Origin of the sequence: Dactylosporangium sp. NPDC048998, assembly GCF_043197855.1 — a bacterium.
Taxonomy (GTDB): Bacteria; Actinomycetota; Actinomycetes; order Mycobacteriales; family Micromonosporaceae; genus Dactylosporangium.
In genome coordinates, this window is record NZ_JBICTV010000008.1 from 227,620 (window position 1) to 250,281 (window position 22,662).

Consider the following 22,662-nt stretch of genomic DNA (forward strand, 5'->3'; position numbering starts at 1 on the left):
CAGTGGCATGACGGAGGCATACCTGGTCGAGGCGGTCCGCACCCCGGTCGGCCGGCGCGGCGGCGGGCTGGCCGGCATCCACCCGGCCGACCTCGGCGCGCACGTGCTCGGCGCGCTGGTGCAACGGGCCGGCATCGACCCGGCCGCGGTCGACGACGTGATCTTCGGCTGCGTCGACGCGCTCGGGCCGCAGGCCGGCAACATCGCGCGCACCAGCTGGCTCGCCGCCGGCCTGCCCGAGCACGTCCCGGGGGTCACCGTGGACCGGCAGTGCGGCTCCTCGCAGCAGGCGGTGCACTTCGCCGCGCAGGCGGTCATGTCGGGCACGGCGGACCTGGTCGTGGCCGGCGGCGTGCAGAACATGAGCGCGATCCCCATCTCCGCGGCGATGCTGGCCGGGCGGCAGTACGGCTTCGACGACCCGTTCCGCGGCTCGGCCGGCTGGCTGACCCGCTACGGCGAGCAGGAGATCAGCCAGTTCCGCGCGGCCGAGCTCATCGCCCGCAAGTGGTCGCTGACCCGCGAGGAGATGGAGCGCTACGCGCTGGAGAGCCACCGCCGCGCGGCCGCGGCGATCGACGCCGGGCGCTTCGAGCGGGAGATCGAGCCGATCGCCGGGGTCGCCCGCGACGAGGGTCCCCGCCGCGACACCACCCTGGAGAAGATGGCCGGCCTGCCGACGCTCACCCCCGACGGGATCGTCACCGCGGCGCTGGCCAGCCAGATCTCCGACGGCGCCGCAGCGCTGCTGGTCGCCTCGCCCCGCGCGGTGCGCGAGCACGGCCTGCGCCCCCGGGCCCGCGTCCACCACCTGTCGGTGCTCGCCGACGACCCGGTCTTCATGCTCACCGGACCGATCCCGGCCACCGCCCGCGCCCTGGCGCGGTCCGGGCTGACGATCGGCGAGATCGACCTCGTCGAGATCAACGAGGCGTTCGTACCGGTGGTGCTGTCCTGGCTGGCCGAGACCGGCGCGGACCCGGCGCGGGTCAACGTCAACGGCGGGGCCGTGGCGCTGGGCCACCCGCTCGGCGCGACCGGGGCCCGGCTCATGACGACGCTGCTGCACGAGCTGGAGGCGAGCGGCGGGCGCTTCGGGCTGCAGACCATGTGCGAGGGCGGGGGAACGGCCAATGTCACCATCATCGAACGACTCTGAGCCACAGCGCCGGAATGGTGCCCTGGTGACCGGCGGGACCCGGGGCATCGGGCGGGCCATCGCCGCGCGCCTGGCCGGCGCCGGGTACCGCGTGCTGGTCTGCGGCCGCCGCGACCCCGGCGACCTGCCCGCCGGGGTGACGTTCCAGCGCGCCGACGTGCGCGATCCGGAGGAGGCCGCCGGGCTCGTGCGGGCGGCGGTGGCGGCGTTCGGGCGGCTCGACCTCGTCGTCAACAACGCCGGCGGCTCCCCGCCCGCGCCGGCCGCGACGGCGTCGCCCAACCTCGTCACCGCGGTCGTGCGGCTCAACCTGCTCGCGCCGTTCTTCGTCGCCCAGGCCGCCAACGCCGTCATGCAGGACCAGCCCGGGGGCGGGCTCATCGTCAACATCGGCAGCGTCTCCGCGCTGCGCCCGGCGCCCGGCACCGCGGCCTACGCGGCGGCGAAGGGCGGCCTGGAGGTGCTCACCCGGGCCCTCGCCCTGGAGTGGGCGCCGAAGGTGCGGGTCAACACGGTGACGGCCGGCCCGGTGCGCACCGAGGACAACGCGGCGCACTACGGCGACGAGGCCGCCGTGGCCGCGGTCGCCGCCACGGTACCGCTGGGCCGCCTGGCCACGCCCGAGGACATCGCCGACGCCGTGCTGCTGCTGGCCTCGCCCCTGGCCGCGTACCTGACCGGCGCGTCGCTGGTCGTCGACGGCGGCGGGCAGCTGCCGCGGTACTCCGACACGTCCCGCCCGCAGGCCGGCCCTCAGACCAGCAGCGCCGGTCCGTGACCCAGCAGCGCTCCGACGCGCGCGATCCGGGTATCGCGGCCGGTCACGGCCAGCGCGCCGCCGGCGTTGCCGTAGGTGGGCGGCTCCCCGCGCACGCGGGGCCCTCGGCGAGTTCGTCAGCACGGGCCACACCCGGATCACAGACCGTGGTCAGCGGCACGACCCCCAGTTCCCCGGTACCGTTGCCGGCCCGGTCGGGGATGTCGTACTCGACCACCCGGGCCGAATGTGCCACCGGCAGGCCGCGCTCGTCGACGGCCTCGGGCAGATGGCGGGCGAGGAGGGCCCGCGCGTCGACTTCCCGCGGCGAGGTCATGCCCGACGCGGAGCCGGTCAGGTCGGCTCGGCCGCACCTCGAGACACTTGGGGAATCGAGCGGATACGGCACGCGAAGCCCGAACTTTCCGGGTCGAACTGTCATACCGTGCAGGCGGCCGGTTTCCGCGTGTATCCGCCGGACGAGACAGCCACGGTATTCGTGCCGTGGGCGAACCAGGCGTGCTCAGCAAAGGGCGTCAACGTAGGCGAGATGCGGCCGATCGTAGCCGGGCCCAGCGAGTGACAGGCGCCGGCGCGGTCCCGGCAGCGGCGCACCACGCCCGCGTGCCCGAGCACGGCCGGAGTCATGACGGCGATGTCAACGAAGCACGCCGAGATCAGGTGCACGGACCCGCTTGCTGAACGCGCGCGTGTCTCGTCCGGCGTCCTTGTTGAGGTTTCGGAAACGTCGGGCCGGTGGTCCGTCGGGATAGGGCTTGACCGGTTTCGCGCGTGCCATGTTTCGGGGACGGCTGTCATATGCCGACGGGCGCGGATTTCGGTCGGCATTTCTTCGCGGTGCCGCGCCGTCGGGCCGGCGTGCTGGTGCCGGTGGGGTGGTGGGCGTGGGCCTACGCTCCGGGGTGGAACCGGGTTGCTCGGCGGCGTGTGTCGGGTGCAGGACCGCGGCGCGGTCGCCCGGACCGGCATCGCCCGCGACGTACCCAGCCCGCTCCCGCGCCACGTCCGGTGGCGATGGCGATGGCGATGGCGATGGCGATGGCGATGGCGATGGCGATGGCGGTTCGTTCACCGAACTGTTCCGGTCGTCGCCGTCGGCGGCGGGGCTGGTCTGCGCGGCGGCGGCGCGTGCTCGGCGGAGTTTCTCGGCGTGCCGTCTGGCCAGGCCCCAGGCCCGATGCCGAGCGTGTTCCCGACGGAATTCCTCGATTGCTGGAGAATAGCGAGGTGACTTGGTCCGGTCCCGCATGGCAGCCAATTCAGACCTGGTAAACAATTGTAGCTGCCGCATATACCGATTATCCCGCAACCGACCCGAAATCGTAGCCCCGACGGCTGCCGATGACGCAAATGGCGCATAATCATGCCGCGATCGGCTCGCCCGAGCCATTCCGTGCAATAGGTTGATTACTGATTGCTGTCACATGGCGCGGGCGTGGTCTATGTGAGGAGTACGGGGGGACGAAGAGGCACCCACGGTCGCCGTCGTCCATTCGGGCAGCCGGCCTGAAACGCAGCCGGCCTGAAACGAGGCCAGGGCGCCGGACATCCCCGCGCGCACTGGGAACACATCAACTCGGCGTGCACGGTGCCACGGGCTGCCGTACCACCCGTACGCGCGCGCTGGACTTGCGCGTCGCCGGGGAAGGCGGGTTTCAAGGGCAGGCCATCGCCGCGCGCGGGGGCGCGGGGAAGAAGAAGCTGGGCGCCTGCTCGGATCAGACCGAGTAACCGCCGTCGACGTCGAGCTTCTGGCCGGTGACGAACCGGGCCCGGTCGCTGGCCAGGAAGCACACCGCCTCGGCCACGTCGGCGGCGGTGCCGAAGGCGCGCAGCGGGATGTTGGAGCGGGCCACCGCCAGCGCGCGCTCGTCCAGGTCGCCGGAGGCGATGAGCCGGGTCGCCATGCCGTCGGTGAGCATCCCCGGGCCGACGCAGTTGGCGCGCACGCCGTAGCGGCCCTCCTCCGCGGCGATGCCGCGCACGAGCGCCTCGACGGCGCCCTTCGGTACCGCGGAAAGCCCGTCGCGGACCGGGAACCGCCGGGTCGCCGCGGTCGTCACCGCGACCAGGCTGCCGCGCGCGGCCCGCAGCGCCGGCAGGGCCGCGCGCACCACGTTGAAGCAGGCGAGCACGTCCTGGGCGACCTGTTCGGCGAAGCGCTCCGGCTCGACCCGGCTCAGGTGCACCATCGGCACGTGGGGGCCGGCCGCGTGCACGAGCGTGTGCACCCGCCCGGCCCGCGCGATCAGCTCGGCGCAGGCGGCGGGGTCGGTCAGGTCGGCTTGGATGGCCTGGACGGCTTGGACCGCGCTCGCGCGGGGCAGCCGCTGCGCGAGTGCCTCCGCGGCGGCGGCGTCGGAGCGGTAGGCGAGCACCACGGCGCTGCCGCGCTCGGCGAGCATCGCGGCGACGGCGGCGCCGATCCCGCCGGTGGCGCCGGTGACCACCGCGACGCCGTCGCGGTCGGCGAAATCCTGCTGCATGGCGGGTACGTTACCAAGCAAGCGTTTGGTAGAGTACCCGCTGTGGAGCTGAAACTCGGGGTCATGCCGAGCAACGGCGGCGCCGACCCCGCCACGATCGCGCGGTTCGTGCGGCTGCTGGAAGATCTCGGCTGCGAGTCGGTCTGGGCCGTCGAGCACGTGGTCGTGCCGGACGAGTACGACAGTTCGTACCCGTACGACCCGAGCGGCCGGATGAGCCTCGGCCCGCACGACGACATCCCGGATCCGCTGCACTGGCTGACCTTCGCCGCCGCGCACACCACGACGCTGCGCCTGGGCACAGCGATGCTCATCTTGCCCGAGCACAACCCGGTGGACCTGGCCAAGCGCCTCGCCACGGTCGACGTGCTCAGCGGCGGGCGGCTGCTGGCCGGCATCGGCGTCGGCTGGCTGCGCGAGGAGTACGACGCGCTCGGGGTGCCCTTCGCCGAGCGCGGCGCCCGCGCCGACGAGTACCTCGAGGCGATGCACGCGCTGTGGACGGGCGCGCCGGCGCGGTACGAGGGCCGGTTCGTGTCGTTCGGCCCGGTGCACAGCCGCCCCCGCCCGGTCCGTGGCACGGTCCCGATCGTCGTGGGCGGGCACAGCCGGGCGGCGGTACGCCGCGCCGCCCGCTTCGGCGCCGGCTGGTACCCGCTCGGGGTGCGGGGCGACGCCTTCGCCGAGCTGCGCGCCGCGCTGCGCGACGAGTGCCGCGCCGTCGGCCGCGACCCGGACGACGTCGAGGTCACGATGCGCGCCCCGGGCAACCGCGGCGAGCTGGAGACCCTGCGCTCGCTCGGCGTCGCGCGGGTGGTCATCCGGGCCGACCCGAACGATCCGGTCGGGGTGCGGGACAAGGTACGTCGATACCAGCGGGAGGTCCTTGGGGTATGAGAACGGTCGTCATCACCGGTGCCGGGCAGGGGCTCGGCCGGGCGCACGCCCTGGCGTTCGCCGCGACCGGGCACCACGTGGTCCTCAACGACCTCGACGCCGACCGTCTCGACGCGGTCGCCGCCGAGTGCGCCGCCGCCGGCGGGAAGGCGCTCGCCGCGCCCGGCGACATCGCCGACTGGGACTTCGCCGCCGCCCTCGTCGAGCGGGCGGTCGCGGCGACCGGCCGGCTGGACGCGCTCGTCAACAATGCCGGCCTGGCCCGCGACCGGATGCTCACCAACGTCACCGAGGCCGAGTGGGACGACGTGGTGCGGGTGAACCTCAAGGGGCACTTCGCGCCGCTGCGACACGCGGCCGCGCATTGGAAGGCCCTCGCCAAGGCCGGCACCCCCGTTGCCGCCCGGGTCGTCAACACCACGTCCGGCGCCGGGCTGCTCGGCAGCGTCGGGCAGGTCAACTACAGCGCCGCCAAGGCCGCCGTCGCCGCGCTGACCCAGGTCGCCGCCGTCGAGCTGGCCCGCTACGGCGTCACCGTCAATGCGATCGCACCCAGCGCCCGCACCGCGATGACCGAGGAGGTCTTCGCCGACACGATGCGCGCGCCCGAGCAGGGCTTCGACGCGATGGCGCCGGAGAACGTCTCGCCCCTTGTCGTGTGGCTCGCCTCCGCGGAGGCGGGCTTCGTCACCGGCCGCGTGTTCGAGGTCTCCGGCGGCAGCGTGAGCGTCGCCGACGGCTGGCAGCACGGCCCCGCCGCCGACGCCGCACGCCGCTGGGACCCGGCCGAGCTGGGCCCCGTGATCCGCGACCTGCTCGCCCGCGCACCGCAACCGGCGGCCGTCTATGGCAGCTGACTTTCGCGACGAGGTACGGCGCTGGCTCGCCGAGCATCTCACCGGCGAGTTCGCCGCCCTTGCCGGCACCGGTGGGCCCGGCCGCGAGCATGAGCACCTCGAGCTGCGCGCCCGCTGGGAACGCGAGCTCGGCGCCGGTGGCTGGATCGGCCTGGGCTGGCCGCGACCGTACGGCCGCGGCGCGAGCATCGCCGAGCAGGTCGTCTTCTTCGAGGAGTACGCCCGCGCCGGCGGCCCCGGCCGGCTCAGCCACGTCGGCGAGTACCTGCTCGCGCCCACGCTCATCGCGCACGGCACCGAGGAGCAGAAGGCCCGGTTCCTGCCGCCGATCGCGCGCGCCGAGGAGCTGTGGTGCCAGGGGTACTCCGAACCGGACGCCGGCTCCGACCTGGCCGGCGTGCAGACCCGGGCGGTCCTCGACGGGGGCGAGTGGCGGGTCACCGGGCAGAAGGTGTGGACGTCGCTGGCGCACATCGCCGACTGGTGCTTCGTGCTCGCCCGCACCGGCGAGGGGGTGCGCAAGGCCGGGCTGTCGTACCTGCTCGTGCCCATGGACCAGCCCGGCGTGCAGGTCCGGCCGATCGTGCAGCTGACCGGCACCTCGGAGTTCAACGAGGTCTTCTTCGACGGCGCCGTCACCGCGGCGGGCAACGTCGTCGGGGCGCCCGGCGACGGCTGGCGGGTGGCGACGAGCACCCTCGCCTTCGAGCGCGGCGTGGCGACGCTGGGCCAGCAGCTCGGCTTCGCCCGGGAGCTGGAGTCCATCGTGGACCGGGCCCGGGCCAATGGCACCTTCGCCGACCCGCTCATCGCGGACCGGATCGTCACCGCCTGGGCCGGCCTGCAGGGGCTGCGCCACCACGCGCTGCGCACGCTGTCGGCCACCGACCCGGACCCGGCCGCGGCATCGGTCGCGAAGCTGCTGTGGGCGAACTGGCACCAGGCCCTCGGCGAGCTGGCGATGGAGGTCGACGGCCCGGCCGCGACCCTGCTGCGCGACGCGCCCTACGAGCTGACCGACGCGCAGCGGCTGTTCCTGTTCACCCGCGCCGACACCATCTACGGCGGCTCCAACGAGATCCAGCGCAACATCATCGCCGAGTCGCTCCTCGGCCGCGCCCGACGCTAGGAGTGTCCACAGTGGAGTTCGGTACCGCGTTCGCCGGCGAGTTCGACCCCGAGCAGGTCGCCCTGCGCGACTCGGTCCGCGAGTTCCTGGCCTCCCCCGGGTACAGCTGGGCCCGGCTGACCGGCGAGCTCGGCCTCACCGCCCTGGCCGTCCCCGAGGAGCACGGCGGCTTCGGCGCGACCGCGGTCGAGGCCGGCATCGCACTGGAGGAGGCCGGCGCCACGCTGCTGTCCGCGCCGCTGCTGTCCATCACCGCGACCGCCCTGTCGCTGGACCCGGCGCTGCCGGCCGCCGCCGAGCTCCTGCCGGCGCTGGCCGCCGGCACCACGGTCGGCGCCCTCGCCCTCGGCGGCACCGTGGAAACGGTGCCCACCGGCGACGGCCACGTCCTGGACGGCCGCGTCGAGCACGTGCTGGACGGCGATCTCGCCGACGTGTTCGTCGTCGAGGCCGGCGGCGACCTTTACGTCACCGACACCCTGGTCGTGCGGCCGACGCCGACCCTGGACACGACCCGCGGCCAGGCCACCGTGATCCTGACCGGCTCCCCGGCCCGCCTCGTCGCCCGCGGCGGCGCGCCGCACGCCCTCGACGTGCTGCACGCCGCCCTGGCCGCCGACTCGGTCGGCGTCGCCCGGGCCTCGCTGCGCGCCACGGTCGAGCACCTGCGCACCCGCCACCAGTTCGGCGTGCCCCTGGCCACGTTCCAGGCGCTGCGCCACCGCGTCGCCGACCTGTACGTGCTGCTGGAGCAGGCCACGTCCACCGCCCGCCACGCGCTGCAGGTCGCCGGCACGCCGGAGTTCGCGCTCGCCGCCCCGCTGGCGAAGCTGGCCGCCACCGAGGCCGCCTACACGGTCACGCGCGAGGCGATCCAGCTCCTCGGCGGCATCGGCTTCACGTGGGAGCATCCGGCGCACCGGTACCTCAAGCGGGCCACCGCCAACCACCTGCTCACCGGCGACCCGGCCGCCCTGCGCCGCCGCCTGCTGGCCCGGGCCTTCGCCTGAGGACGCTCCACGGTGACCCCGAGATAGGACTTTCCACCACCGATGGCCGCCCGTGCCGCAAATAGGGTAAGCACGGTATGAGGTGCGCGTGGAGGTGTCGAATGGGAACGGGCGGAACGATGCCGGGCCGGGATCCGCCAGTTCGGGACGAGGTCGTGCACCAGAGCGAACACACGCGTGTCACTCGGCTGGCTGCCGGAGGGCGCACGGTCATCCGCAAGGAGCCGTTGGGATCGGATGCGCAGCGGCGGGTGCGGCACGAGTTGGCGATGCTGGAGCGGCTGCGCGGCGTTGTGGGGGTCGCGCAGTTGGTGGAGGGGGCGGGGTACCCGCAGTCGGTCGTCCTGGAGGACGCCGGTGGGGTGAGCATGGCCGGGTTGGCGAAGCCGCTGGCGGTCGGGGATCTGATCGGGCTTGCGGTGGGGTTGGCCCGGGCGGTGGCGGGGATGCACCGGCGGGGTGTGCTGCATCGGGACATCACGCCGGCCAACGTCGTGGTCTCCGGCGACGGTGCGCCGTGCTTGGTGGATTTTGCGTTGGCGACGTCGTTGGCCGAGATTCGTCCCGAGTTCACGCATCACACCGAGATCGTGGGGACGCTGGCGTATCTGGCGCCGGAGCAGACCGGGCGGACCGGCCTGTCGGTGGATCAGCGTGCGGACCTGTACGCGCTGGGCGCGACGTTGTACGAGCTGGCGACGGGTGCGCCGCCGTTCGGTTCCGGGGACCCGCTGCGACTCACGCATGATCACTTGGCCCGGGTACCGGTACCGCCGGCGCAGGTGAACCGCGCTATACCGGCACCGCTGTCAGAGATCATCATGCATCTGCTGGAGAAGGAGCCGGACAACCGGTACCAGACCGCCGACGGCGCGGTGTACGACTTGGAGCGGGTGCGGGATGCCGGCGCGCGTCCCGGTGCGGTTGCGTTTCGGGTCGGCGAGCGGGATGTTCCGCTGCGGCTGCTGCCCCCGTCACGGCTGGTGGGCCGCGACGACGAGGTGGCAGCACTGTCGCAGGCGTTTGCGGACGCGCTGGCGGGCCGGTGTCGCGGGGTGCTGGTCAGCGGGGCGCCGGGGGTGGGCAAGACGGCGCTGGTCGACGAGCTGCGGCCGGTGGTGACGGGTCGTGATGGTTGGTTCGTGGCGGGCAAGTTCGACCAGTACCGGCGCGATCTGGAGTTCGACGCGGTCCATCTGGCGTTTCGCGCGTTGGGTCGGCTGTTGCTGGCCGAGCCGGAGGACGAGCTCGGCGAGTTTCGCGAACGGATCCTGGAGGCGCTCGGCGCGAACGCGGGTCACACGGCTGCGGTGCTGCCGGAGTTCGCGGCCCTGCTGGCGGTGCCGCCCGATGAGGGGGATCCGCTGACCGCACAGGTTCGGGCACAGCGAGCGGCCGTCGAGGTGTTGCGCGCGGTCGTTTCGCGGGAACGGCCGGTGGTGATGTTCGTCGATGACCTGCAGTGGGCGGGGCGCACGCCGCTCGGCGTCGTCGACCTCGTGCTGAGCGAGGAGCCCATCGACGGTCTGTTGCTGGTGGGTGCGTACCGGGAGGGCGACGTGGACGCGGCGCGGCCACTGGCGGCGCCGCTGTCCCGGTGGCGTCAACAGCCCGGAGTCCGGCACGTACACCTGGCCAATCTGCCGGTATCCGGCACTGCCGCCATGGTTGCCGAGATGTTGCACGTGGAGCCGGCCGGGGCGGATGGCTTGGCCGACGTGATCAACCCGTACACGTCCGGCAATCCGTACGAGATCGTGCAGCTGCTCAACGCGCTGCGACACGACGGCGTGTTGACCGCCACGGCCGCCGGGTGGCGATGGGACGCGGCGGCTGTGCGCGCCCGCCTGGGGCAGTCCGACGTCGCGGGGCTGCTGGCGGCGCGGGTCGACGCCATACCGCCGGCGTCCCGGCAGATGGTGGAGGCGATGGCGGGTCTCGGCGGGCGGGTCGAGCTGGGCGTGTTGCAGACCGCCACCGCCGAGTCGGCGAGTGTGGTGGAACAGCGGCTGGCCCCCGCCTTCGACGACGGCATGCTCGTGGTGGAGCCCGGGGTGCGTCCGGCGGTGCGGTTCCACCACGACCGGATCCGCGAGGCGGTCCTGCGCGGGCTGGGCCCGCAGCGGCTACGGACCCTGCGGTTGGCGATGGCGCGGCGGCTGGCTGGGGTGCCGGGGTTGTTCGCGGTCGCGGCGGGGCAGTACCTGCCGGTGGTCGACGCGGTCGACGACCCCGCGGAACGGCGTCAAGTGGTGGGGCTGCTGCGGCGCGCCGCCGACCAGGCGACGTTGATCGGCGACTACGCGCAGGTTGACGCGCTGCTGCTGGCCGCCGCGCTGCTGATCGACCCGGATGAGACCGCCACGCTGGTCGAGGTGCACACCGGCCGCCACGCCGCGCTGTTCAGCATGGGATGCCTGGACGAAGCGGACGAGGAGTACCGCACGATCGAGGGCCTGTGCGCCACCGCCTTCGACCGTGCAGACGCCACGGCGGTACAGGCGCGCAGTCTCACCCACCGAAACCGCTTCGCGGAGGCGATCGAGCTCGGTCTGAAGTCGCTGCGTGAACTGGGCATCGCCATGCCGGCCGCGGAACGGCTCCAGCTGGAGCTCGGCCACCGGCTCAATGCTCTGTACCAGTGGCTGGAGCATACCGACGACGCCGACGAGCTGGCTCGGCCGGAGATCACCGAGCCGAAGCTGCTCGCCGCGGCCCGTCTGATCAACGCCCTCCTGCCGACGACCTACGTTGGCGCCGATCACACCACGGCCAGCTGGCTGGGCCTGGAAGCGCTGCGGATCTGGATCGAACACGGCCCCGCCCGTATCCTGCTCGGCGCGGTGAGCCAACTCAGCTTCGCCGCGATGACGGTGCACAGCAACTACGCTGCCGCGTACCGGACGCTGCGGCGGTTCCTGGCGCTGGGCGAAGCCCGCGGATACGAGCCCAGCACCTCGCACACGCGTTTCCTGTACTCGTTGCTGTGCTCCTGGTTCGAACCGGTCGAAAGCAGTGTCCAAGCAGCTCAGCAGGCCCGCGAAGGGTTGATCGCCGGTGGTGATATGGCCAACGCCGGCTACACGTACTACCAGACCGCGGCGGGCCTGCTGGAATGCACACCATCGCTGGACGACTATGTCACCCAGCTGGCGGCCGGGCTGGCCTTCGTGCACCGTACCGGCAGTGAACAGACCGTTCAGTGGCTCGAAGCGTACCGGTGGCTGGCCGGCGTGCTGCGCGGCGAAGACCCCGCCTCGGCCGGTGAGGCAGCCCCCTTCGACCGGTACGCCGACAGCCCGCAGTCGCTGCTCCAGGTGCAGATCACCAGTGCGATCGCCGCCGCCATCCTCGATGATCTGGCCGGCCTGGCACGGCACACCGCGGCGGCGATGCTGCTACCAGCTATTGACCAGGGCGTCTACGCGACCGCCCTGGCACGCCTGCTGCGCGGGCTGGCCCTCGCCGGGCAGGCCCGAACCAGCCACGATGGCGAGCGTGGCAGTCTGCTGTCCGAACTGGACGAGGTGACGCGTTGGCTGGCCGCACGCGCCACGGACGCACCGGAGAACTTCCAGCACCTGCTGCGGCTGCTCGAGGCGGAGCGGGCGTGGGCGGTCGGCGACTTCCACGCCGCCGCCCTCGCCTTCGACGCCGCCCGGCGCGAGGCGGCCCAGCACCACCGGCCATGGCACCGGGCCCTGATCACCGAACACGCGGCCCGCTTCTACCTCGCCCACGGCCTCGAACAGGCCGGCTACGACCTACTCGCCGAGGCCCGCCAGGAGTACCTCGCATGGGGGGCGACCGCGAAAGTCGACCAACTCGACTGGGCCTACCCCACCCTGCGACCAGAAGCCGACCAGAGCCGCGATCGTTCCCGTGGGCGCTCCACCGTCACGACCGGAACGATCGACCTGCTCGGCATCCTGTCCGCGTCACAGGCACTGAGCTCAGAAACCAACATCGAAGGACTGCACTCGCGGGTAGCCCACGTGCTCCGCGCGATGACCGGCGCCACCGACGTACACCTGCCGTTGTGGAGCGACGACCGGCAAGCCTGGCTGCTGCCCGCACCCGGCGGCGACGGCCGCGTCATCCCGGTCAGCACGGAACTCGGCACCGGGCATGAATCCGTGCTACCGATGTCCGTGCTGCGATACGCCCGCCGCATGCACGTGCCGCTCGTCGTGGCCGATGCCACCCGTGACGACCGCTTCGCCCGCGACCCCTATTTCTCCGATGTGACCTGCTGCTCGCTGCTGGTCGTGCCCATCCTCAGCCGCCGCACGCTGCGAGCGGTGCTGCTGCTGGAGAACCGCCTCATCCGCGGTGCCTTCACCACCGAACGGCTCGACGGCGTCAAACTCATCGCCGGCCAGCTCGCCGTCTCTCTCGACAATGCCCAACTGTACGCCGAGTTCCGCCGCATCGCCGACGAGCAGACGGCCCTACGACGAGTAGCGACCCTGGTCGCCCGCGGGGTCGGACCCGAGCTCGTCTTCGCCGCCGTGGCCGACGAGGTCGGCGCGCTCTTCGGCGCCGACAGCACCGCGATCGCACGATTCGAGCCAGACGGCGACATGACGATACTGGGCGGCCACGGACTCCAACGCTCCCAACCGGGCTCGCGCAGCAAACCCGACCCCCACTCGGCCATGGCCTCGGTCCAGGCCACCGGCCGCGCGGCCCGCCGCGACGTGCGCAACGACATCGCCACCGGACTCCGCTCAGCGGTCGCCAGCCCGATCGTGGTCGAGGGCCGAGTCTGGGGCGCCATCGGCGTCGGATCGCGACGCGAACGGCTCCCCCAGGACACCGAACAGCGCCTGGCCGACTTCACCGAACTCGTCGCCACCGCCATCGCCAACGCCGAAAGCCGAGCCGAACTCACCGCATCGCGCGCACGGATCGTCGCCGCCGCCGACCAGACCCGCCGCCGTTTCGAACGAGACCTGCACGACGGCGCCCAACAGCGGCTGGTTTCCCTCGCACTCCAGCTGCGCACGGCCCAGGCGGACACGCCACCCGAACTCGACGCGCTCCGCGCACAGCTCGACCGTGCCGTCGCCGGCGCAACGGGCGCCCTGGACGAACTGCGCGAGATCTCACGCGGCATCCACCCCGCCATCCTGAACGAGGGCGGCCTCGGCCCGGCGCTGCGCTCCCTCGCCCGCCGCTCGCCCGTCCCGGTCGACCTCCACCTGCGTACGCAGACACGGTTGCCCGAGCACATCGAGGTCAGTGCGTACTACATCGTCGCCGAGGCGTTGACCAACGCGGCCAAACACGCACACGCCTCGACCGTCGCCGTCACCGTCGAAACCGACACCGCGCAGGCCCTCCTCCGCGTCGCCGTCACCGACGACGGCGTCGGAGGCGCCGACTTCACCCGCGGCACCGGCCTCGTCGGCCTCAAGGACCGCGCGGAGGCACTCGGCGGCCGAATCCTGCTCCGCAGCCCCCGCGGGGCCGGGACCGGGACCACCCTGCAGGCAGAGCTCCCAATGACGTCCTCCGCACGGTCGGTGAGCCCATAGGCGGAGCCTGCCAGTCAGGCCCGGACGACGAGGGTTCCGGCGGCCATGTCGCCGAGGCGCCGGCGGCTTCGCGAGCACAGCACGACGATGAAGCCGACCAGGTAGGCGAAGAGGCCGTCGATGATGCGCAGCAGCGTGCGGATGAGGGCCTTGCCGATGCCGGGCACGGCGCCGGTCGCCGCGTCGACGACGCGGATGCCGGTGACCATCTTGCCGACCGTGCGGCCGAAGAGTCCCTCCAGCAGCACGTAGTACAGCACCACGAGGACGAACCACAGGACGCTGCCGCCGGGCGACAGCCGGGTGGAGCTGAAGCCCGAGGCCGTGGTCTCGTGGCCGGACACCTGCGCGACGATGCCACCGAGGCAACCGAACAGCACGGCATCGACGATCGTGGCCACCACGCGGCGGCCGGTCACATGAACGCTGGCCGAGCTCGATGGATAGGTCATTTCGCTACCTCCCTGCCGGGCCTGACGAAATGACCATACCCTCAGGCGGACCCGGCACTCAGCGAGCGGCGGTCTTCAAGACCCCCATCTTCGCCTGGTACGCCGCGTCGAGGGCCTTACCGCCGTCCTCGCTGGTGGCCACGGTCTCGCCGCGGACCAGCACGTACCCGCGGTCGACGGCGCCGCGCACCGCGCCCAGGGCGGGCTCGGCCATGAGGACCGCGACGCCCTCGCGGGCCAGCTGCGTCACCGTGCGCAGCAGCTCCTGCACCACGAGCGGGGCCAGGCCGGTCATCATCTCGTCGAGCAGCAGCACCCGCGGCGAGCCCATCAGCGCGCGGGAGACCACGAGCATCTGCTGCTCGCCGCCGGAGAGCACGCCGACCAGGCTGCGCAGCCGGGTGCGCAGGATCGGGAAGCGGTCGACGGCGGTGTCCACCGCCGAGCGGGGCAGCCGCAGCAGCTCGGCCATCACCTGCAGGTTGTCGGCGACGTTGAGCTTCGGGAACAGCTGGCGGCCCTGCGGTACCACGGCGATGCCGGCCCGGGCCCGCGCGGCCGGCTTGAGGCGGCTGACGTCCTCGCCGTCGAGGAAGACCCGGCCGGTGGCGGCGACGGAGCCGTAGGCGGCGAGCAGGGCGCTGCTCTTGCCGGCGCCGTTGGGGCCGACGAGGGCGGTGACGACGCCGCCCGGCGCGGTGAGGTCGAGGCCGGTGACGGCGCTGGCGTGGCCGTAGCGGACGGTCAGGCCCTCGAGGCGCAGCTCATGAGACGACATGCGGCACGTCCTCTTCCGAAGCGTCGGTGATGCCGAAGTACACCTGCTGCATCTGCGGGCTGGCGAGGCACTCGCGCGGGTCGCCGTCGAACACGGCCCGGCCGCGGTCCAGCAGCATGATGCGGTCGACCAAGCCGGCGACGAGGTCGACGTTGTGGTCCACGAGGATGACCGCGTGGCCGCGGCGCTGCACGGTGCGGATCACCTCGACGATGCCGTGCACGCCGCCCGCGTCGGAGCCGGCGAACGGCTCGTCCAGCAGCAGGACGAGGGGGTCCTGGCCCAGCGCCCGGCCGACCTCCACGAGGCGCTGCTCACCCAGGGAGAGGTCGCCGGCCGGGCGGTCGAGGCGGTCGATGCCGAGCTCGTCGGCCAGCGCCCGCACCGCGTCGGCGTCGGCGCCGGTGTGCGGGCGGAAGGCGCCGGCGAACGCGCCGGCGACCATCTGCCACACGGTGCCGTGCCGGCGGGCGGCCCGGCCGAGCAGCAGGTTTTCGGCGACGGTGAGTTCCAGGGCCAGCTGCGGGTACTGGAACGTGCGCGCGAGGCCGGCCTTGGCGCGGCGGGCGGCCGGGCCGGACAGGCGCTGCCCGCGCAGGGTGAGCGAGCCCTCGGTGGCCGGCTGGGCGCCGGAGATGAGGTCGACCAGGGTGGTCTTGCCGGCGCCGTTGGGCCCGACGAGCCCGAGGATCTCACCCGCCGACAGCGAGAACGAGACGTCCTGCAGGGCGGTGACCCCGCCGTACCGTTTGGTCAGGCCCTCGCCGACCAGCAGCGTCTCAGCCACGTCGTCCTCCCACGAGCCGGGCCAGCCGGGCGGCGTAGCCGATCACGCCCTGCGGCGCGAGCAGCAGGATGACGAGCACGCCGAGGGCGAGGATCAGCGTGCCGCTGGTCTGGATCACCGGGAAGTTCAGGGTCAGCTCGACGGCGATGACCGCGCCGAGCACCGCGCCCCACGGGGTGGCGGAGCCGCCGATGAGGGGCATGAAGATGGCCAGGAACACCAGGTTGAGCGTGAACGTGTCCGGGGTGACGCTGCCGGCCGAGTAGGTGAACAGGCCGCCGCCGACGGCCGCGATCCCGGCGCCGATGGCCAGCGCCACGAGGTTCATGACCGGCACCCGCACGCCGGCCGCCTCGACGGCGCGGGGCGCGTCGCGCATCGTGCGCACGATGACGCCCCACGGCGACATCCGCAGCCGGTCGAGCAGGAAGGCGATGACGCACACGACGACGACCGAGCCGACGACGATCTGGTAGTGCGTCGGCTCCCAGCCGAAGAGGTTGAGCTTGCGCAGGGAGCCGAGGCCGCCGGAGCCGCCGGAGAGGCCCTCGGCGTCGACGAGCAGCGCCGTGAAGGCCATGCCGAACAGCAGCGTGACGGCGGCCAGGAAGAAGCCGGACAGCCGCCGGGTGGCCAGCCCGAGCAGCACGGCGACGGCGGCCGCCACGACCGGGCCGGCGACCCAGGCCAGGATCAGCGGCAGGCCGGAGCGGGCCGAGATCAGGCCGACGGCGTATCCGCCGATGCCCGCATAGGCGCCGTAGGCCATCGACAGCGAGCCGGCCATCAGGTACGGCACGTACATGCCGAGCGCGACGAGCGCGTAGGTCGCGGTGGTGGTGACCAGGGTCTGCCGGTAGCCGTCGGCGCCGACCCACAGCAGGATCAGCGCCGCGCCCACCACACCGCAGACCAGGCCCAGGGAGCCGGGAACGCGCTTCACCAGATTCCTTCCGTGAGAACCCCCGCCTTCAGGCGGGGGAGAAACGGAACCCTCTGCGGAGCAGGGCAGGCATAGCCGATTCGCCGCCAAGGCGGATCGGCGTCTGCCAGCGTGTCACCGCAGGGAATTCATCGGTCAGTGTGCTAGCTTTGTGCTTGGCCGCCGGGCTGGCGGTGTCTGCCTGTGGAGCTGGTGTAAGACCTCAGCGGGAGTCCTCCCGGACGGGGCAGTCGGCGGTGAAGCAGGAATCCCCTGGGGCGACCCAGGGAATCCCTCCCTTCAGGGAGGGGATGATGTCAAGCTCTGATCCTTCTGACGAACAGGCCGCTGGGTTTGAAGGCGAAGAACAGCAGGGCGACCAGCAGCAGCCCGTAGACGTGGGACTGGCCACCGAAGTAGTACGGAACGAAGACCTCCACCAGGCCCAGCAACAGGCCGCCGACGAGCGGGGCCCACACCGACCCGGTGCCGCCGACCACCATCGCCAGGAAGCCCGACAGCGCCCAGCTGAGCCCCGACAGCGAGCTGACGCCCGCCTTTGGCGCGAACAGCAGCCCGGTGATGCCGGCCAGCAGCCCGGAGAGGAGGAACGCGATGAGCCGGACCCGGTTGACCGGCAGGCCGAGCAGGCCGGCGGCATGCGTGCTGTCGCCGACGGCCCGCAGCAGCCGGCCGGTCCGGGTGTAGCGGATCCACAGAGCGGCCGCGGCGAACGCCACGACGGTGAAGCCGAGCAGCAGCACGGTGCTCGGCTGCGCGACGGTGTCGCCGATCGCCACCGGGTCGAACGTGAACAGGTTCTGACCCGGCAGCGTCGTGTAGCCGAAGAGGTAGCCGCCGAGCTGCTGGATGGCGAACAGGACGGCGGCCACCGCGACCAGCGCGGGTAGCTCACCGCGGCCGGATCGGCGCTGCACCTGCCGTACCACGGCCAGCTCGGTGACCACGGCCAGGGCTGCGGAGGCGAGCACCGCCACCGCGGCGGCGGCCCACACGTTCATGTCCTCGTACAGCACGAGGTAGGACGTGCAGAGGCCGCCGACCATGGCGTACGGGCCGATGGCGAAGTTGAAGAACCCCGCCCCGACGAGCACCAGGTAGTAGGACAGCGCGAGCAGGCCGAAGAAGCACCCTATCTCCAGCGCGGACAACCACAGCTGCATCTGGCCCACGACGTCGCCTCCTTGCCTGGTGGATTATTTGGCCTGTATTTGGCGTGGTGGGTTACTTGCTACACGGGGGCTGGTAGGTCGCCCAGGGACCTTTCGGCTTGTTGTCCGAGCCGAACTCGACGAGGGACAGGCCGCACGGCCCATCCGCGCCCAGGTGCTTGTCCGCGCCGAAGCTCAGCGTGAAGTTGGACTGACCGAACGTGGCCTGGTATCCCTTGATGCTCTGGATGGCCTCGTTGAGCTTCTTCGAGTCGTCGACCCCGCCGGCCTTCTCGATGGCCTGCTTGAGCAGCTGCACGGCGTCCCACGCCTGCGCGTCGTACGCGGTGATGTCGTAGTCCTTGCCGTTTTTGTCCTGCAGCAGCTTCACCAGGGCCTGCGTGCGCGGGTTCTCGGAGTTGATGGAGCCCATGAAGATGAGCCCGTTGAGCGCGCCGGGCGCGGCGAGCTTCCACGACGCGGGCTGGTTGCCGATGGAGGCGAGCGAGAACCGCTTGGTGCCGGTCATCTGGCTGGCCAGCGTGTTCTGGGCCAGCACCTCGAACGCGCCGCCGACGCTGGTCACGAGCACCGCGTCCGGCTTGGCGTTCTTGAGCCGCGCGACCTGGGCCGACAGGTCGCTGGCGTTGGTCGCGCCCTTCTCCGTCGCCACGAACTCCACGCAGCCCATGCCGGCGAACAGGGCCTTGTCCAGGCCGGCGATGGTCGTGGTGTCGTCGGTGAGCACGCCGAGCTTGCTGATGCCCGCGGCCTTGAACGCGCCGCAGTACACGTCGGCCCAGTCCTTGGTGGTGTTGGCCAGCATGTAGATGAGCTCGTTGTCCGGCGGCGCGACGAGCGTGGCGGTCACGCCGGTGGGAGCGATGGCGGGCAGGCCGAGCTGCGTGAGCGTGGGCTTCGCCTGGGCGACGGCGGCGCTGCCGCTCTGCAGGAGCAGCACCTTCGCGCCCTGGCTGGAGAGCTTCTGCAGCACGGCCGGCACCTTGGTCGGGTCGGACTCGTCGTTCTCGACGACCAGCTGCAGCGGCCGGCCGAGCACGCCGCCCTTGTTGTTGATGTCCTGGACGGCCAGGCGGATGGTCTTGCCGGCGATCGTGCTGTACGACGCGCCGGGCCCGGTGCTGTCCTCGTCCATGCCGATGATGATGGGAGCGCCGGTGGCGGTACCGTTGCTCGGCTTCTCGTCACCCGTCTTGCCGCCGCAGCCGGCCAGCGCGAGCGCCGTGAGCGCCACGCAGCCGACGATACGACGAGACCTCGTCGCTAAAACGCCCATGTGTACCCCTGTCGGAATTATACGAATCGTCAGCCTTGCGCGGATTGTTCGCTCGATTCAAAACCTAACAAGCGCTTGGTTTATACATCTTGGCGAGGGCCGACGAGCGTGTCAAGGACACCGCGGATACCTGGACGTAACAGAACCGTCAAAGATCATGCCCCCTGAGCTGGGGTGTCGCTGGGCAGTCCGGTCTACGGTCCGATCTACTGACGGCGCTACCGTTCAGAGCGACGGCCAGGACGGAGGGACCGGGTGCGGGACACGGCCAGCATCCTGCACGTGGACCTCGACGCGATGTTCGCCAGCGTCGAGCAGCGCGACAAGCCGTCGCTGCGCGGCCGACCGGTCGTCGTCGGCGGCATCGGCGGCCGCGGCGTCGTGGCCACCGCCTCCTACGAGGCCCGCGCCTACGGCGCCCGCTCCGCCATGCCGGTCGCCGAGGCCCGGCGCCGGTGCCCGCCCGGCACCGCGTTCCTCGCCCCGCGCTTCGCCGCCTACCGCAACACCAGCCGCGTCGTCATGGACCTGCTCGCCGAGTTGTCCCCGCTCGTCGAGGCCGTCTCCATCGACGAGGCGTACATCGACCTGGCCGCCGCCGGCCACGACCTCACGGTCGCGGGCGTCACGGCCCTCGCCACCCGGCTGAAGGCCGGCATCGCGGCCGCCACCGGCGGCGTCACCGGCTCGGTGGGCGCCGGCACCTCCAAGCTCATCGCCAAGATCGGCTCCGACCTGCACAAGCCCGACGGGCTGACGGTCGTCGCGCCCGGCACCGAGCGCGACCTGCTGGGCCCGCTGCCGGTGACCCGCCTGTCCGGCGTCGGCCCGGCCACCGCCGAGCGGCTGCGCCGCACCGGCGTCCACACGATCGCCGACCTCGCCGCGGTCGGCCGGGACGACCTGGTCGACCGGTTCGGCCAGGCCCACGGCGCCGGCCTGTTCCGGCTGGCGCACGCCGACGACGACCGGCCCGTCGTCGCCGAGCGGGAGACCAAGTCGGTCTCGGCGGAGGAGACGTTCGCCACCGACATCGCCGACCGCACCCGGCTCGCCACCGAGCTGGGGCTGCTCGCCACCCAGGTCGGCGGACGGCTGCGCGCCGCCGGGCTGTCCGGCCGCACCATCACGCTCAAGGCGCGCTACTTCGACTTCACCACCATCACCAGGTCCACCACCCGGGGTCAGCCCACCGACGACGCGCAGAGCATCCTGCAGGCCGCCCGGCGGCTGCTGGCCGACATCGACGTCACCGGCGGGCTGCGCCTGCTCGGCGTCGGCGTCTCGGGCCTGTCCGAGTTCGCCCAGGACGACCTGCTCTCCCTGCTCGAGCCCCCGGCGCCCCAGCCGTCGCCGGCCTCCCCCGCGCCGGACGCGCCGGCATCCCCCGCGCCGGACGCGCCGGCATCCGCGGCACCGGACGCGCCGCCCGAGCCGGAGCGGCCCGGCCCGGCTGGCCCGCCGGGGTGGCGCACCGGCGCGGACGTGCGCCACGACGAGTACGGGCCGGGCTGGGTCTGGGGCAGCGGGCTCGACCGCGTCACGGTCCGCTTCGAGGGCCCGCGCACCGGCCCCGGCCCGGTGCGCACGTTCGCCGCCGACGACCCCCGGCTGCACCCCGCCGACCCGCCGGACTGGACCTGACGGCCCGTTCTACCACCGCTGGACGGTGGCGGCGGAGTTGCGGGTGACGGCCAGCGAGCTGGTGTGGTGGAACACCGAGGAGACGGCGACGCGGCCCGGGCCGATGAGACGCAGCCAGATGTTGCGCTGGCTGAACGACGAGCGCCACGAGAATCGCTGGGTGCCGCGCGGGTACTCCAGGTGCAGGTGCATCTGGACCGACATGTCCCGGTAGAGCAGCGCGCCGGGCTGGACCAGGATCGTCTCCCCCGGCGCCAGGTCCCGCAGGAACGTGTTGCCCGGCGAGTGCAGCAGGAGCAGGCCCGGGGCATGCTGCGCGGTGAACAGGTCGCCATACTGGCCCAGCGGGTAGTGCGTCTCCCGGTCGTCGCCGGAGCCGGTGGTGTACCAGATGTTGGTCGGCTGCCACGTGTAGGTGACGTTGCCGGTGGCGGTGAGGAAGCGGTGCTCGCGGGTCCACACGTGCCGGCCGGGCGTCAGCGGCATGGCGATGAGCTCGCCGGGGCGGTCCCCGGAGAGCGCGATGCGGCCGGGGCCGCGCGCCTCCACCATGATCAGGGGCAGGCCGGCGAGCATCCGGTTCCAGCCGCCCGCCAGGGACGTGTTCGACAGGTGTACCGCGGGATCCGTCCACAGCAGCGCGTGGTGGGAGAAGTAGATCCACTCCTGGCCGGAGAGGGTGAAGTCGGCGACGGGCACGTACTTGCCCTCGATCTGCACCCGGGACTGGCCGAACTGGATGCGCGCCATGTCCTTGATCGGTGGCTGCTCGATCCAGCCCGAACGGGTGACGACCTGCCGCACGTCCAGCGCGGCGCCGCAGCTCGGGCAGGACGAGCCGGCCGGCGGGTGCGCCATGCGGCAGTAGCGGCAGACGGTGTACCCCTCGGGGACGCCGGGTCCGGTGCTCATCGCGTCCTCACGTCCTCATTCGGAGTGGTGGTGCACGTACATGGACTGGATGCCGACCCGGCCCGGCCCGGTCATCTCCGCCAGGTACATGCCGCGGCGCATCAGACCCGTCTTCACCGGCATCTGCACCGCCTGCATGCCCACCGACGCGTCCTTGTATAGGAAGCCGCCGGGCTCGACCATGATCTTCTCGCCGGGCCGCAGGTAGCGCTCGAAGACGTTGCCGTACCCGTGCAGCACCAGCAGGCCGGGCGCGGACGTCGTCACGAACCGGTCCAGGTACATCCCGTTGCCGCCGTGCAGCACGTTGGCCAGGCCCTGGATGCGGATGAAGTCGTACCCGATCGTGTGCGTCGCCAGCAGGAACGCGTGCCCGCGCACGTCGAGCTCCATGCCCGGGTGCAGCGGCAGCACGACCAGCTCGCCGGGCGAGTCGCGGGAGAACGCGACCCGGCCGGGCCCGTGCGCGAGGGTCAGCACGAACGGCATGCCGCCGAACACCCGCCGCATGCCGCCCTGGGTCGGCATCGCGGTGACCGGGGTCGCCTCGTCCTTCCACAGCAGCACGTGGTGCTCGAAGTAGACGGCGTCGCCTGGCGCGAGCGCCATGTCGATGACCGGCACCAACTCGCCCTCGACCTGTGCGACGGAGTTGGAGAACCGGAACTCCGTCATGTCCCGCAGCCGGGGCGCCTCGCGCCAGCCGGAGTCGCTGACCAGGTTCTTGACGTCGAGCGGGGCCCCGCAGGTCATGCACGACGTCGCCCCCGGCGCGTTCTGCAGCCGGCACCACTGACACTCGATCCGCTCCACGCCGCGGAACGTAGCAGCCGAACCTGAAA

The 22,662-nt window shown here is 72.4% G+C and carries 17 protein-coding genes and 1 pseudogene; 8 read left to right on the forward strand and 10 right to left on the reverse strand.

The features are described 5' to 3' along the window. Positions 1 to 7: 7 nt before the first annotated feature. On the forward strand, positions 8 to 1,159 hold the full coding sequence (locus ACGFI8_RS21275) for an acetyl-CoA C-acetyltransferase (RefSeq protein ID WP_392807200.1): 1,152 nt from the start codon (positions 8 to 10) through the stop codon (positions 1,157 to 1,159). After that, positions 1,134 to 1,937, forward strand: coding sequence for an SDR family oxidoreductase (locus tag ACGFI8_RS21280; RefSeq protein ID WP_392807202.1), 804 nt, complete (start codon positions 1,134 to 1,136; stop codon positions 1,935 to 1,937). Before ACGFI8_RS21275 ends, ACGFI8_RS21280 begins: the two co-directional genes overlap by 26 nt. A gap of 43 nt (positions 1,938 to 1,980) precedes the next feature. On the opposite strand, the gene ACGFI8_RS21285 is transcribed toward ACGFI8_RS21280, so the two are convergent. Together ACGFI8_RS21285 and ACGFI8_RS21290 are read right to left on the reverse strand one after the other, a co-directional pair. Beyond that, complete coding sequence (locus ACGFI8_RS21285) at positions 1,981 to 2,253, reverse strand: hypothetical protein (RefSeq protein WP_392807204.1); 273 nt, start codon at positions 2,251 to 2,253, stop codon at positions 1,981 to 1,983. Between the two features lie 1,402 nt (positions 2,254 to 3,655). Beyond that, positions 3,656 to 4,423 carry an SDR family NAD(P)-dependent oxidoreductase gene (locus tag ACGFI8_RS21290; protein WP_392807206.1) on the reverse strand — a complete coding sequence of 256 codons (768 nt, stop codon included), beginning with the start codon at positions 4,421 to 4,423 and terminating at the stop codon, positions 3,656 to 3,658. 42 nt (positions 4,424 to 4,465) lie between these two features. Between ACGFI8_RS21290 and ACGFI8_RS21295 the strand changes: the two genes are divergently transcribed. The 5 genes from ACGFI8_RS21295 to ACGFI8_RS21315 all read left to right on the forward strand — a co-directional run bounded on the left by ACGFI8_RS21295 (position 4,466) and on the right by ACGFI8_RS21315 (position 13,856). Beyond that, positions 4,466 to 5,320: an LLM class F420-dependent oxidoreductase gene (locus ACGFI8_RS21295; protein WP_392807208.1), complete on the forward strand. Its 855-nt coding sequence runs from the start codon at positions 4,466 to 4,468 to the stop codon at positions 5,318 to 5,320. Beyond that, a complete protein-coding gene (locus ACGFI8_RS21300; protein WP_392807210.1) occupies positions 5,317 to 6,177 on the forward strand; it encodes an SDR family oxidoreductase in 861 nt (286 codons plus the stop codon). Before ACGFI8_RS21295 ends, ACGFI8_RS21300 begins: the two co-directional genes overlap by 4 nt. Next, complete coding sequence (locus ACGFI8_RS21305; protein WP_392807212.1) at positions 6,167 to 7,306, forward strand: acyl-CoA dehydrogenase family protein; 1,140 nt, start codon at positions 6,167 to 6,169, stop codon at positions 7,304 to 7,306. Before ACGFI8_RS21300 ends, ACGFI8_RS21305 begins: the two co-directional genes overlap by 11 nt. 11 nt (positions 7,307 to 7,317) lie before the next feature. Further along, positions 7,318 to 8,316 (forward strand): acyl-CoA dehydrogenase family protein, encoded by a 999-nt coding sequence (locus ACGFI8_RS21310; RefSeq protein ID WP_392807214.1) that lies wholly within the window; start codon positions 7,318 to 7,320, stop codon positions 8,314 to 8,316. Between the two features lie 119 nt (positions 8,317 to 8,435). Next, complete coding sequence (locus tag ACGFI8_RS21315) at positions 8,436 to 13,856, forward strand: AAA family ATPase (RefSeq protein ID WP_392807363.1); 5,421 nt, start codon at positions 8,436 to 8,438, stop codon at positions 13,854 to 13,856. Positions 13,857 to 13,870: 14 nt separating this feature from the next. On the opposite strand, the gene ACGFI8_RS21320 is transcribed toward ACGFI8_RS21315, so the two are convergent. The 6 genes and pseudogenes from ACGFI8_RS21320 to ACGFI8_RS21345 all read right to left on the reverse strand — a co-directional run bounded on the left by ACGFI8_RS21320 (position 13,871) and on the right by ACGFI8_RS21345 (position 19,222). Next, complete coding sequence (locus ACGFI8_RS21320; protein WP_392807216.1) at positions 13,871 to 14,308, reverse strand: RDD family protein; 438 nt, start codon at positions 14,306 to 14,308, stop codon at positions 13,871 to 13,873. Positions 14,309 to 14,366: 58 nt separating this feature from the next. Next, positions 14,367 to 15,042: pseudogene (locus tag ACGFI8_RS21325) on the reverse strand (ABC transporter ATP-binding protein); the annotation flags it as partial. A 30-nt stretch (positions 15,043 to 15,072) separates the two neighbouring features. Beyond that, the gene (locus tag ACGFI8_RS21330) at positions 15,073 to 15,873 is read right to left on the reverse strand and encodes an ABC transporter ATP-binding protein (protein WP_392807217.1); all 801 of its coding nucleotides are present in this window, start codon (positions 15,871 to 15,873) and stop codon (positions 15,073 to 15,075) included. Continuing rightward, positions 15,866 to 16,816 (reverse strand): branched-chain amino acid ABC transporter permease, encoded by a 951-nt coding sequence (locus ACGFI8_RS21335; RefSeq protein ID WP_392807219.1) that lies wholly within the window; start codon positions 16,814 to 16,816, stop codon positions 15,866 to 15,868. Before ACGFI8_RS21335 ends, ACGFI8_RS21330 begins: the two co-directional genes overlap by 8 nt. A 296-nt stretch (positions 16,817 to 17,112) precedes the next feature. Then, positions 17,113 to 17,979 (reverse strand): branched-chain amino acid ABC transporter permease, encoded by an 867-nt coding sequence (locus tag ACGFI8_RS21340; protein ID WP_392807365.1) that lies wholly within the window; start codon positions 17,977 to 17,979, stop codon positions 17,113 to 17,115. Positions 17,980 to 18,040: 61 nt separating this feature from the next. After that, complete coding sequence (locus ACGFI8_RS21345; RefSeq protein WP_392807221.1) at positions 18,041 to 19,222, reverse strand: ABC transporter substrate-binding protein; 1,182 nt, start codon at positions 19,220 to 19,222, stop codon at positions 18,041 to 18,043. A gap of 297 nt (positions 19,223 to 19,519) precedes the next feature. Here ACGFI8_RS21345 and ACGFI8_RS21350 point away from each other — a divergent pair, with 297 nt between their 5' ends. After that, on the forward strand, positions 19,520 to 20,908 hold the full coding sequence (locus ACGFI8_RS21350) for a DNA polymerase IV (RefSeq protein ID WP_392807223.1): 1,389 nt from the start codon (positions 19,520 to 19,522) through the stop codon (positions 20,906 to 20,908). A gap of 9 nt (positions 20,909 to 20,917) precedes the next feature. On the opposite strand, the gene ACGFI8_RS21355 is transcribed toward ACGFI8_RS21350, so the two are convergent. Continuing rightward, positions 20,918 to 21,820 (reverse strand): AIM24 family protein, encoded by a 903-nt coding sequence (locus tag ACGFI8_RS21355; protein ID WP_392807225.1) that lies wholly within the window; start codon positions 21,818 to 21,820, stop codon positions 20,918 to 20,920. Positions 21,821 to 21,835: 15 nt separating this feature from the next. Further along, positions 21,836 to 22,633: an AIM24 family protein gene (locus tag ACGFI8_RS21360; protein ID WP_392807226.1), complete on the reverse strand. Its 798-nt coding sequence runs from the start codon at positions 22,631 to 22,633 to the stop codon at positions 21,836 to 21,838. Positions 22,634 to 22,662: the final 29 nt, after the last annotated feature.